Annotated in this window: 9 protein-coding genes; 2 read left to right on the forward strand and 7 right to left on the reverse strand. The window is 42.3% G+C overall.

The genetic code is table 11. The features are described from left to right. Positions 1–2: 2 nt before the first annotated feature. On the forward strand, positions 3–863 hold the full coding sequence (locus DET59_RS15795) for a hypothetical protein (RefSeq protein ID WP_113970584.1): 861 nt from the start codon (positions 3–5) through the stop codon (positions 861–863). Between the two features lie 509 nt (positions 864–1,372). On the opposite strand, the gene DET59_RS15800 is transcribed toward DET59_RS15795, so the two are convergent. The 7 genes from DET59_RS15800 to DET59_RS15830 all read right to left on the reverse strand — a co-directional run bounded on the left by DET59_RS15800 (position 1,373) and on the right by DET59_RS15830 (position 12,552). Next, positions 1,373–2,269: an HNH endonuclease gene (locus DET59_RS15800; RefSeq protein WP_181778199.1), complete on the reverse strand. Its 897-nt coding sequence runs from the start codon at positions 2,267–2,269 to the stop codon at positions 1,373–1,375. A 198-nt stretch (positions 2,270–2,467) separates the two neighbouring features. Continuing rightward, on the reverse strand, positions 2,468–4,270 hold the full coding sequence (locus tag DET59_RS15805; RefSeq protein ID WP_258549702.1) for a dynamin family protein: 1,803 nt from the start codon (positions 4,268–4,270) through the stop codon (positions 2,468–2,470). Positions 4,271–4,303: 33 nt separating this feature from the next. Continuing rightward, positions 4,304–6,298, reverse strand: a complete 1,995-nt coding sequence (locus DET59_RS15810; protein ID WP_113970587.1) for a dynamin family protein — start codon at positions 6,296–6,298, stop codon at positions 4,304–4,306. A gap of 12 nt (positions 6,299–6,310) precedes the next feature. Continuing rightward, positions 6,311–6,877, reverse strand: coding sequence for a hypothetical protein (locus DET59_RS15815; RefSeq protein ID WP_113970588.1), 567 nt, complete (start codon positions 6,875–6,877; stop codon positions 6,311–6,313). Positions 6,878–7,779: 902 nt separating this feature from the next. Further along, complete coding sequence (locus tag DET59_RS15820; protein WP_113970589.1) at positions 7,780–11,628, reverse strand: Ig-like domain-containing protein; 3,849 nt, start codon at positions 11,626–11,628, stop codon at positions 7,780–7,782. A 280-nt stretch (positions 11,629–11,908) separates the two neighbouring features. Further along, the gene (locus tag DET59_RS15825) at positions 11,909–12,307 is read right to left on the reverse strand and encodes a hypothetical protein (protein WP_113970590.1); all 399 of its coding nucleotides are present in this window, start codon (positions 12,305–12,307) and stop codon (positions 11,909–11,911) included. A gap of 65 nt (positions 12,308–12,372) precedes the next feature. After that, complete coding sequence (locus tag DET59_RS15830; protein WP_113970591.1) at positions 12,373–12,552, reverse strand: hypothetical protein; 180 nt, start codon at positions 12,550–12,552, stop codon at positions 12,373–12,375. 268 nt (positions 12,553–12,820) lie between these two features. On the opposite strand from DET59_RS15830, the gene DET59_RS15835 reads away from it, so the two are divergent. Then, complete coding sequence (locus DET59_RS15835) at positions 12,821–13,534, forward strand: HI0074 family nucleotidyltransferase substrate-binding subunit (RefSeq protein ID WP_113970593.1); 714 nt, start codon at positions 12,821–12,823, stop codon at positions 13,532–13,534. Positions 13,535–13,616 lie beyond the last annotated feature (82 nt).

The raw sequence follows: 13,616 nt of genomic DNA on the forward strand, positions 1-13,616 counted from the left end.
TCATGAAATCAAGAACGAGTTGGGTATTAATAACTTTAACCATTGTCCTTATAGCATCTTTTGTAGCATATAGCTTTTTATCTGGAGAAAGTTCTACAGCTTCTACTGAAGATGAGGTTCTGCCTCCAAAAGCATCTGAAATCCATTTTGGAAAATGGAGAGGAGATGTGGTATTTACTGATGAAACACAAATTAAGGTTTTCAATTTAGTTTATGTTGAAAAAGGTAAGAACTCTAAGCTAGACGATTTAGTGAGTGTTTCATTTAATGGTAAAGGCTTATTCAAAGTAAAGGACTTTGAGGTTGCTAAAGGGGATCAAATAGAGAACCAGAAGCGCATTGGTAACCTGCTGGTAAACATTAGTCCAGGTGCTACCGAAGGAATTGAAACAGTTTCGGAAATTTCCTTGTTCTTTAAAGAAGGAGAACCAGAAGTACATAAAATTGGTGAATTTACGGTAATGGTAAAACCAAATGGCGATAATCAAGACATTATTGCAGAGGGAAGTTATAATGCCTCTTATCCTAACACCACTTTCAATGGTACATTTAAAAATAATACCAATAAACCTATAACTATAAAGAAGCTTTATAATCCTAATAAAGCAATTACGTATAAGAATATCCTGTTAAATGAGAAACCGCTAGATTCTGAGATAGTTATAGATGCAGGAGATACATTTACAATTGAAGCTGATTTTGATCTATCATCTCAATCTAATCGTCATTTCTTCCAGCTTGTCCCTGTGTTTCAATATCTAAAAGAAGGAAAGGAACATGAACAATTCTTTATGGAAACCACATATGGGTTAATGGGCATTAACGATGAAGTGGTTGAAAATATCATCAATAGTAAAAATTAATGGTTTATCAGGAACGGTTCTCATTCGGCTAACCGCTTTAGAAGTCAAAGACTAACTGAATCTATACCTGAGCGTCCTACGAAACCATAAAACGCCTTTTCTGTTTAAACAGGAAAGGCGTTTTTATATTCACAATGGTAAACGTGTTGACGTTACCTGGTAAATTCCCTGGCGTACGTGGTAAATAATATGGTGAAGGTGCCGATGAGTTGCACCACTATTCAAAAAAACTGGCTCCTTTTCACACATTAAGTCGCTCTATCTTCCGCACTTGGTGGCTTCTTCATCCGCAATAGGCGGATCAACTGTCCTCCGCTTCTGGCTCTTACAAAGAGTACGACTTAAGTGGACTTCTCTTTGGCGTAGATGGAACCATTCGATGGCATAAGCGGAACAAAAAGATGGCAACGGTGGAACAATCGTATGGCTGTAGTCAGATAGAAAGTAAAATTTCCATATTAATGAAAAAAGTCAAATCGGATCCGTCCTCATTTAACCACCCATTTAACCTAACGATGGTCTGCACCACCGCCCCATAATTCCCTGCCCCCTGTGTGTCCTGTGTTGTGATGAATTTCTTCGTCGACCAACTGCAGGATTCCCGGCTCTTCGCTATGATGCCAGACGTAACCTTCAGGAGTGATGTTACGGGTCAACCCCTCTATTTCTTCTGACGTGAGTCCCAATTCATTTGCTAACTGGGGATTCTGACGGATGGATTCATAGAGGGTTTCGTTTGCTACCGAGAAATGGAACGAATCACTATTCAGATATACCTCTTCCGTGAGTACCACACTAAATTTCGATTCAAAGACCGGGAACGTTCCTTCTACTACATCACCTCTGGGAAGTTCGACGGCTTTCATTTCAAACTGCACACCTGTCTCTGGATGCTCCATTCCTAGAAAATGATCGTTTCGAGTTTCAATCCCCTCTGCTCCTGCAAAATCCGGTCCGTCAACGATATCGATCACACCGACAGCAAATGTGGTGACTGCCGCAACCTTCCCAAGGTTTTTCAAACCTGACACAAGCTGATCCTTATCATTTGTCCGGATTCCAGTCACCACGGTCTTACCATTATGGAAGGTATCCTTCACACTGCTTCCGATTCCTCTAATCGTCCGCCCCGAGGAATCCTTTATGTCGTTCCACCCCTGCTGTTTCATGCCTTCATTCTTCTTCCATGCTCCGTACCCAGTCCTTACCGCCCCATCTGCAAATTGGCTCGCTGAATCAACTGCAGCTTTTGAAGCGTCAATCACACTGTTCCCGAGTTCATCGATATAATTTCCAACCTTTTCATTTTTTATGGAAATCGCTTTACTGACCAGCTTCACACCGCTCTTGGCTGTTCCACCAACCACTGTGTTCGCCATCTTCCCCAGTTCTCTGAATATAACCATTTCATCTCTCATTCCTTTGCATTTGTTAGGTCTATTTTATCACGTAACTTCCAAGTATTATCTTTTGTTTTCCTCTTTTACCTTTTTTTGTGACAAAATAAAAAAAAGGGAAAAGCTCTTCAAGAACTAACATTGTTCTTTAAGAGACTCTTCCCTGAAAATTGTCTATACAAATAACGAAATTGCCCAGTCCCGTGTTTATCGATTCGTCCTTCCAACTGCTGCAGGTTCGGATTCGTGATCCCATTTGTAGAGAGTATGAGTGTAGCCCTGCAAGTCTTGCTGCAGTTGAATCAGTTCTTTCTCAGTCCAACCCTGCGACATGAATGAGCATAGCTTTTCATATAAGTTATGAGCGATCCGGTTGCTTTCGGAGTCGAGCTGATTTTGCATGTTTGGCAGGAAAACATCCGAAACGTTCGTTTTCACTTCATCCAACGCTTTTCTTACTTCTAGCGTATATTCTTTCTTCTTTTTATTTCCGAAAACAAGTTTTGCCGCTATACCAGTCACTGCACCAATAATTAGTACCGGCGGCATAACCGCAGCTAGTGCCGAACCCATTGTGATTCCGGCTGCAGACGGACCTAACACCGCTGCATAGGTGGCTGCCGCAAACCCGTAAGCTCCCCCAATCGTAGCCCCTTTAACTGCCCCGTCTTTTAGTTCATTTTCTCCTTTTGGAAGATACAGATTCAAGGAAATGTCCTGATTTTGATAGTTTCGTTCCTGGTCCTTCCTAAACTCGTCCTCTTCCATTGTCATTTTTTCACCGATGTCACGAATCGCCTCGTTCCACTCCCGATAAAACAATTCATTGATTTCAGAGAATTTCTTCTCAAGAATGCCCGTGATGTAATCACTGGATACAAATCGGTTTACACGTTCTGAAATCGAATCATAGGTCGACTTGCCCGACATCATTCCAAGCTCTTCTACAAGACGCATGACTTCTCGCTTTTCTTCATCTAAAAATTTAATAGCAATCCAGCTTTGAAGCTCGTGTTTCACTTTTTTCTTGATGGCTTCATTATGATACGTAATCTCCTGTTTTCTTCGCTCCATAGATTGAAGAAGGAAATCGGTCGTATCTGCAACCATTTGATGCTGGATTCTCTCTTTCTCAGCCAAGGCTTTCATTGAGCTTGTGATACTTTGTTCCTGGACATGTTCGGTATGTTTTTCAATATTTTCTTCCAGATAGGTCAACAGTTGTGGGTATCTAGATTTTGAAAGCAAGGATTCGTCACGGGTCCGGATTCCTTCAAATGCCTGATAAGCAGAAACAGCAAACGTCTCCTCCACAAAGAAGCCCAAATGTTCTTCCACAAAGCCTTCAAGCTCTTCAGGTGTTCCATCAATCTCATCCAAGCGATTAATGACCGCTATGATCGGTTTACCGAATGATTTCACATTCGCTAATTGTTCTTCTATATCCCATTGACCAAGGTGATGGGCACTGAATACCCACAATACTACATCTGAATTCTGGATATAATCCAGTGTCGTTTGTTCGTTATTGGAAGTGATGGTGGCAAGACCCGGCGTATCCACCAGATGAACCTTCTTTAAATCTGGAAGAGGAAATTCCAGATTCACGACAGATACATCACCAAAGAAATCCTGATTCCCTCTATTTTTACCTAAAATTCCGTATATTTCTTCCGGCGTGCCCTCTAAATTTTCTCCCGCTTTTCTTTCAATCAAGCCCCTCGGTTCTGAGGCGTGTTTTACCTCTATGATGCAGGCTGTCGCCTCTGTCACATTTGTAGGAGATACGGCATCACCAGCAAACGTATTCAAAAGCGTCGACTTCCCTGCTTTTACTTCTCCCATCAACACAACCTTCAGCGGTGTATAACACTTCTCCGTAAGGATGTCATGTTCCCGTCGAAACGACTTAAGCTGGCGGATCAGCTCTGAATGGCTTGGAAGTTCTTTTGATAATGTGATTAACGGTGACTGTTTAAAGATTTGTTGTAAAGACTGCAGTCGATTCATGATTTCCACTCTTCTTCCCCTTCCTCTACTTCATTATAGTAAGTACTCTTTTAAAGCTGGATAATAATCAGGGGTCGGTTTAGAAATATCTTCTATCAGCTTATAGCCTTCAGAGAGGACATTACCCACCTCCTTTTCACCCTTTTTGAGGTTTGTAAGGTGATCAAAGCTGTACACTTCAATGAAAGAATTTGTTGTAGAAGAAATGATTTCATTATAGGCGTCTTCTTTCATCGTAAAAATGCTGGATGAGACTTTTTTTGTAAGATCTTTGATCATGCTATTCAACTCTTCTGTTAGGCTGTTCCTCACTTTATCCCGGATTCCCTGTTTGGCGAACCAGCTGACAATTCCCCCGACAATCAACCCGAGCGGTCCAAGGAAGAGGGAGGCAACTAATCCTGCTGCCACACCTGAACCATATGTAATGAGATCTTCCTCTGCATTATCACGACCGATGTTTATTTGGAAAGCGATATCTTTCTGCAGGCCGGTGGAGTTTTGCTTCTTCAGATTTGGATATTCGGTAAAATAGATTTTGTTGATGTAGTTTTCCGCGAGCTTGGAAAATGCTGACGATGCTTCGTTTTGCAAATCCTTAATCATGCTGACCAGTCTCTCTGTTTCAAAGATTTCTTCATTGACAAACTCTTTTTGAGCATGGGAATCCTTTATATTGATGAATGTTTCCACCTGATACCTGATGTTCTCTTCCACCCTTTTCCGGTAGCTGTTCAATTGTGCTTTCGCATAGTTCACCTGCTTTTGGCATTCCTTTTTCACCTGCTCATCAACTTTCTTCATTTCCTCCCGATACTTTGCCATGTCCCTTCCTAAATGGTCGGTATATTGGATGACCGTCGCAGAAACCTGATTGTTATAAGTAGAACATGATTCTTTCTTCTTATTGCATTGTATGCTCTTTGCATTTTTATAAAAGGCATGTTGAATCTCCTCCATAAGGATTTTCATACCACTTACTGCAAACATCTGCTCGTTTTTTGAAACAGCCCCCTTGAAGGCCTGAGTAGCGGAAAACGGGACGATTGCTCGGAAGAATCCTTTATAAATGTCTTCTGCATCCGCCAATACCCGTTTCACCCCGTCTTCTCCCTGATTTGCGTAGACAAGGTCGATTCGGTTCAGCACGGCAATGATATTCTGCTGATGTTTTCCTCCGACTTTTGCCAAGCTCTCTTCCAAGTCCTGGACGAGCTTCTTTGCATTGCTGGCGGCAATAGAGGTTGCATCGAGCATCCAAAGTACTCCGTCAGCCTTGTGATAGTAATCCTGAACATTGGTTCGGACTTCTCCCATTATGCGCTGTGTCAACCCGGGTGTATCCACCACATAAAAGTTCTCTAATATAGGTGCTTCTTTCATTCCCCAGTGCATTTCTACAATATCCGAGTTATAGATTTCCTCACGTTCAAGCTTTAGCTTTAATTCTTTAAATGCTTCGAAGCTGGAAACCTTATTCTTATATTCTTTCAATTTTTCATTTACAATCCGTTCAGAATCAGAACGTCTTTTCTCTTCAACCTTAATGATGATTTTAGCTTGTTCAACACTGACCTTTTGTTCCTTGTTATCCCTGTGCTTAATGAGCACTTGGTCAACAGGAATGTCTTTCCGGTATATATCGATTTTCCATGTTTTTGGAAGAACACCCACTTCTGCCGCTTCAGTCTCCAGTAAAGCATTGATAAGAGTCGACTTCCCATATTTCCCGGTCCCGACGACAAAAAGCATGAAGGATTCGTCCAGACCTTTGATCAAGCTTTTATACCTTGTATTGTAATCTTCTAAGAAAGATAATAAGCGCCCCGTTTTATTTGGTCTGTCTTCGTGTATCTCACTTAAGTCACTGCGAAAATCATCCGACAGGCCTCGATAATGATTCAATTGTTTTCTGACCACATCATCCAGCCGCTCTTCCCGTTTACGTTCAAGTTGCCTCATAATAGAAGTATAATGCTCAAAGCCGCTGAGAGCATTCCTCCGTTCTTTTAGTTGAACCTCACTCATGTATAGCCCCCCTTAAACCGATATAACGCCTAATGTGATTAAAAGAAGAGCGAGCATGATTCCGAGAGAACCAAGCGAAAATACAAATGACCAGACTAGTAGCTTATGAGATTTTCCACCTGTTATGACACCACCCTCAGTCAGAGTATGTAATTCACTCACTTGATTGCTGAGAGAGCTGGAATGCTGCTGAGCTGTCTCCTTTACACTTTGAACAGCGTTCTCTTGCTGGTCAAATCTTCTTTCCGTCTCTACTCTGAAACTATTCATGCTCTCCTGTACATCATTCGAGAGGTGTAAGTCTTTTTCTATCTTTTGAACTATATTCTTCAATTGATGATCAACCCGTTGCTCACGCTTGTTCTGTTCTACCTGATGTTTGGTCAACTCTGAATTTACAGCATGTAGATTCTCTAGTGCCCTCCTTAATTGTTCAACATTATTGGAAATAGCCGGAACATTCTTTTTCATCGAATCAGCCGATTTCTCCATTGTTTTGGTCACTGATAGTTCAAGGACCTCCTTGCTAATTTCCGTGATCAATTGATGAAATTCCCTTTGTAAGTCTGTCTTAGCCATGAATTTCTCCCCTTATGGTTTTTATATAACTATTATACCAATTAATGATTATTTTAGGTGGAATTACCAAATTTAAAATAGGTATATATACCCACCCTTTAGTTTCGATGGATAAAAATACATAAGTATATATGTTTTCGAGGTGATTGAAGCTATGATGTAAAAAGATATATCCAATGATGAACATAATAAAATGGCTATGGACATAAATGAAATCTATCACGGTACATAATCAAGGAGATTAATATATAGGAAATTCATCATTAAAAAAACCTGCATCGCACAGGGCCTTGAGTGCGATGCAGGTCTTCTTTTTAATTAACATGCTTTAAAGAATATTTTATAAATAGTTTAATTGAAAAATCTTTCACTCCTATATTACTTTTTCATCTACCTACTGCTGTTAATCATTGGGTGGAGGTCTGACCCCTGGCTCGATTAACATCTGTCGTACTGTGGTAAATAAGATGGCCAGATAAGATACCGATGATTTAGACCAACATGTACTGTGTGTAGCAAGCCATGTTATCAATCAGTGGCCGGTAACTCATTAACCATCGGAAATCAGATTTCGATGCCTACAAAAAAACTTAGACAACTGGCTACCTGTTACACATTAAGCGGCTCTATCTCCCGCACTTGGTGGCTTTCTCAACCGCATTAGATGGCTCAACTGTCCGCAACCAGTGGCTTTTCCTGATGCAATACTTAAGTGGACTTCCCTTTGGCATAGGTGGGACATTTGATGTCAGAAGTTGATCAAAACGATTGCAACGTTAAAACAACCATACGGCTCTAGTCAGCAAGCACCTTTTTTCCATATTAATGAAAAAAGTCGAGTCAGATCCGTCCCCATTTAACCCCCAAAATCACTAATTTCCTTATGAAACAACCTATATTCCCTACCTTCTAATCCTTCCCAACGTATCCACAACACTCCCACTAACCGCACCTTTCCCACCAAGAACCGTATAATGATCAATCCTGCCTTCTTTCACAAGCTTATACGTCTCCTTAGGTATGTTGTTCTGGTTAACAAGTAGTAATGGCGCGTCTTTCTTTGCAGCTAGGACCGAGCCTGTCAGGGCGTCTGCAAATCCGTGTCCATTTGCGACAAATACTTGATCGGTTTTTAATCCTAGTTGTTTGACTAGATTAACAGAGGTCTCAAAACGGTTTGCTCCTGAGATACGCTTTACTCCTTTTACATTCGCAGTGACCTTGTTGCTAATCACTCCTTCTCCACCTACGACAATAACTTCCGCTTTTCCATTTAGAATAGCTTTGGATGAGGAAGGTAAGCTATCTTTATTGCTCAACACTATCGGATAGCCGTTACGCGCGGCATAAGAAGCGACGGCCAGGGCATCCGGGAAGTTATGGCCGTAAGCCAGGATCGCCTTCGCCGGGTTACCACCTAATTCCTTTGCAATCAATTGCGCCGTTTCGAATCGGTCATTACCTGAAATACGGCGGACATTTGAAACGACTTCTTTGATTTGATTCTCCGTTTCCGGTGCAATGGCATTCTTCCCTCCAAGGATGATGACCTTTTTAGGTTTAAGATTCTTTAATTGCGCTTTCGTTTCAAGTGACAAAGAATCTTTCGTTGTTAATAAAATAGGTGCATCTAATTTATAGGCAAGAGGCGTACCTGCTAAAGCATCCGGAAACGAATCACCACGTGCAATGATCACCGTGTCGGCCGTTTTCCATCCTTGCTTCGAAATTTCGACAGCTGTTGAATAACGGTTGATTCCCGACAGTCGTTTAACACTTTCTACGGCAGTCACATAGGGTGATTTACTTGTATTTCCAAAAGTGTCGGTAGCGGTCACATAGAATCGTTCCCCGGGAGTTGGATATGCCGGAATTTCGACATCAAAGCTTCCATCGTTCTTAGAAGTCCCTTCTCCAATTGGGCTTGTACCGCTTCCCACCATCACCTTAACACGTACTCCAGGTTCTGTTTTGCCTCTTACATTTAATGATTGATTCGTAATCGTATCCACAGTAGGGATGACAGGTGCTGTCACGTCTTTCACGGATAGCTTTACCGTTTCACTTACATTTCCACGCTGATCAGTGGCGGTCACCTCGACCGTGCTGCTTGCTGCAAGCTTCGAAATGGCCACCATAAAGCTTCCATCGGCCTTCGTTTCACTCTTTCCAACTTCAGTGCCGTTTACTTTCACTCTGATCATTTCTCCGGCTTTCGCTTTACCAGTGACTTGTGTGCTTTGATCGGTGACGTCATTAACCGTTGGAGCACTTAATTTCACCGTTACCTTCTTATAACTCGTGTTTCCCGTAGCCGTATCGATGGCATAAACGGTCACCTCGGTCCCTGCTTGCTGTCGATCGATTGGGATGCTAAAACGACCATCCTCACCAGGCGTTCCTTCGCCTAACACGGTATCACCCTTCTTCACTTTCACTTTGTAACAATGGCAGTCTCCGGTCACCTTTGATGAAAGGTCTGTCAGAGGAGCCACTTCCGGGTCGGGAACATCGCTTCCGTCAACAACCGTCACTCTCGTTGCTATACTCACCAGTCCGGATTCATCTGTTGAAGTCACCGTTATGACCGCACCAACTGGCTGAAGAGAGATTGGAATCTCAAACGTGCCAGTATCGGAGGCTGTCCCCGTTCCAACCGTGAAGTTGCCGGCTTTCAATGTAACGGTTGAGCCTTCTTCTGCGCTGCCTGTCACAATCGTCGTTTGATCCGTGATTTTATTTACTTCTGGGGCAGATGGAAGTGTTCCATCTTTTACCGTCACGTACCCAGCCTCACTTTTATTCCCTGCCTCGTCTATCGCAATTACCTCCAGCACTTTTCCTGCCTGCTGCTTAGGGATCGAAACACGATAGATCCCTGCTGAATCCGTCGCAGCGGTGCCGATTTCATTTCCATCGACTCTCACCTTGATCGTCGAAGCCTTTTCCGCTTTTCCGGTTACGGTAGTCGATCCATCCGTCACTGCCTCTACACTTGGAGCCGGTGGAGCCGTTCTATCCTTTACGGTGACCTTGGTGACGTCACTTTTATTTCCTGCCTGATCCACGGCCGTTACTTCCAGGACTTTCCCTGCCTGCTGCTTTGAAATCGTTACAGCAAAGGTCCCTTCGGAGTTCGTTTTACCCGTTCCAATCTCACTTCCCCCGGTTCTTACCGAGATAACAGAGCCAGCCTCGGACTTTCCTGTTACAGATGTGGATTGATCTGTGACCTCATTCACCACTGGAGTAGATGGTCCAGTAATATCTTTCACCGTCACCTTTGTGACCACGCTCTCATTACCCGCTTGGTCAGTAGAGGTTACTTCTAAAAGGGTCCCTGCCTTCTGCTTTGGAATCGTTACATGATAACTTCCGCCAGAGCTCACTTTTGCCTTGCCGATTTCAGTGCCCCCGGTCTTTACCTTGATCATTGAATCCACTTCGGCTTTTCCAGTTACACTCGTGGACTGATCCGTTACAGCATCTACAACCGGAGCCATAGGAGCCGTTGCATCTATCACGGTCACCTGGGTGACCTGGCTGCTATTCCCTGCCTGATCGGTGGCCGTTACTTCTAACAATGTCCCCGCTTTCTGCTTTGGAATCGTTACCCGATACGTTCCTTCTGAACCCACTTTTCCTGTGCCAATTACATTTCCAGCCGTTTTCACCTTGATGGTCGAATCCACTTCCGCAGTACCGGTCAACGAAGTCGCCTGATCTGTGATCTCATTTACACGAGGAGCTTCAGGTGGTGTCATGTCTTTCACGGTAGTGAAACTGAACATATACAATTCATCCGGGCTATTCCCACTCATATCCATTACGCCATTCGGAAAAACCCTGACCGTATAAGTCGTTCCATATTTCAAACCGTTTTCCGGTTTAATGAATAACGTATTGTTCTCAACCCTGGTAGACGACATTAATTGTCCTTCTTCATCATCTATGAAAATATCAAAATAATGAGTGCCTTCTTGTATCGGTTCATTGTATTTAATGCTGATGTCTGCATCAAGCGGAACATTGGACGCACCTGCAGAAGGAGTCGTTCCCTCTACAACCGGGGCTTTCGTATCCCTCAGTTCCTCATAATTGATCGTCATGATCTTTGTGGTTGTATTCCCAAAAGGGTCTGTGACTGTCCCCGTAATCTCATTCGGTCCCTCTTGTAACACAATGCGCTCATCAAAAATACCATCCTCTTTGACTAATGCTCCCCCTCCATTTAAGGGACCACTTACATCATAAGGTAAGCCGGGAAAAGAAACACCGGTCACATTGATACTACTACTACCAACAGTTGACTGATCCTCAGGACTTTTATAATCGAGCTGTGGATCAGGGTAATTGGTTGTGACCTTTAACGACTGTACTTTCAAGCTTCCTGAATTAGTCAGCTTACCAGCCGGATTCGAAGAGTCACCAAACATAAAATTATTATAATTATTGGCATAAATTTCACCATTCACGGTAAGCTTGCCGCTGTTCTTTAATTCTCCATAAATAATCACATTCCCATTAATCACGTAGTCTGCACCGGATTGTATCGTTAACGTGACATTCGGTGAGATTACCATCGTTTTATCAACCGTCTCTATGGCAGATAAGATTGTATCGCTTGAGAAGTACAGATAGTCTTCACTCGTAGCCAAAGCAGTATTGCCTATCGTCGGCACTGTGGTTAGGAGTAGGAGCAAGATTAATAGCTTTGCTATCCACTTTTTTCTTAAAGTTTGTTTGTGCATAATAATTCCCCCATCAGATAATTAGTAGTTCTTCTCTTTTATAACAGTTACTTTTGGACTATTTAATATTATCATTATCCCGGTTTTAATAGTAAATAAATTCTAGAAAAGGATTAAAATTTCAATTGCGTTTTTTGATAAAGAATAAATAACCACTAAAAAAAGACCTGCATCACACACAATGTTGTGTACGATGCAGGTCCGCTTTTTAATTTCATGTTATAACGAATTTTTTTGAAAATAGTTTAATAGAAAAGGTAGACCAGGGACGGTCCCAACTCTACCCCTTCACCCTACACAAAAAATAAACCGCCACACCCAAGATCCTCGCCGCCTGCATCTGGGAAACCCCGTCAATCCTCTTCACCCGCTTCAACACTTTATCCCTCTCCATATTCGGCAAACACTTCACTTGGGGGATTTCCAATCGACCAAGGCACTTCCTGATTTCCTCCCGCGCTTCGTCATCCGATAGCCTTAAAGTGGAATCACCATGGTCCTCCAGGCAAATGTCTTGATTGCTCCGTTCATTAAATTCTTTGAACCTCTCTTCGGCATTCGATCGATCGGGAGAGAACATGTTTAAAAGGTAGTGGGCATCAAGGAGAGACGGGGGATAAACAGATTCACCGTAATATCTGAGGCAGCTGCTCCATTTCCAGTGATTGGGTTTAGACACGATGCCTGCTTTTACAGGGTTTTGATGGATATACCTTGTCACGGTGAGGAAATAGTTCACGTTTTCTACATTTCGCTTTTGAACCGGTCCTGAAGATGATTTCCATCTATTATTTCAAAATGGCCAGGGCGGATTTCTGCTTGAATAATCGTCTTACTTACATCCACTGTAGGTAAATTAAGTGGCACTACACTCCCGCACTTGGTGGCTTTCTCATCCGCATTAGGTGGCTCAACTGTCCGCAACCAGTAGCTCTTACTGATGCAATACTTAAGTGGATTTCCCTTTGGCAGAGGTGGGACAATTTGATCTCAGAAGTTGATCCAAACGATCTAAAACTAAAACAATCATACGGCTCTAGTCAGCAAGGACCTTTTTTTCCATATTAATACAAAAAGTCAAATTGGATCCGTCCCCGATTACCATAACCCATTTAACCAACCACCTTCCCTAACCCCCCATCCTCTATAATAAAAGAATACGGAATAACAGATAGGGAGGTACTTTGTTTTGATGAAAGAAAAACACTTGTACGGCTTACCTAATGATAGCTTTTATATGCTTATCAACACGTTTAAACATTACTCTGACATTATAGATAAAGTCATTTTGTTCGGTTCAAGAGCAAGGGGTGACTATAAGCAAATTTCCGATATTGACCTCGCAATTCTCTTTAAGCAAGAGAATGAGAAGCTGGTTCATATTATGGATGAATTATCAGAAACAAATATCATTTATACCCTTGATGTGATGGATTATCATAAAATCACCAATAAGGTGTTAAAAGAATTCATAGACAAAGAAGGCATTGCGATCTTTACAACAAATCCTGATGGGAAAGTGGTGGACAATATGAACAAATTGGCGGCAAAAATGGAGGACCTTGGCAGGGCCCTTTCTAAATTGAAGGAAAGCCTTTCAAGGGACCCCGAAAAGGATGATATTGTGATCGACGCCACCATTCAACGCTTCGAGTTCACTTATGAACTGTCCTGGAAGCTTATGAAATCTTATCTAGAATATAACGGTGTAACCGATATCTCAAGTCCTAGAAGTACAATAAAAACGGCATTCAAAGAAGGGCTTATAGAAGATGGTGAACTCTGGCTAAAAATGCTGGAAGACCGCAATCGGACCCCGCATACATACGATGAAGCTACAGCATTAGACATTTATAACAATATAAGAGATGCATATATCACCTTATTAGATCACCCCCTCTGTTAGGATAGATGTCGTATGATACTTTAGTGTTATAGTTAAGTAAATAACACGGAGGTCGATCAACATGGCAGGGAGAAATAGAGTA

The sequence above is a fragment of the Rossellomorea aquimaris genome (genome assembly GCF_003315075.1).
Lineage (GTDB): Bacteria > Bacillota > Bacilli > Bacillales > Bacillaceae_B > Rossellomorea > Rossellomorea aquimaris_C.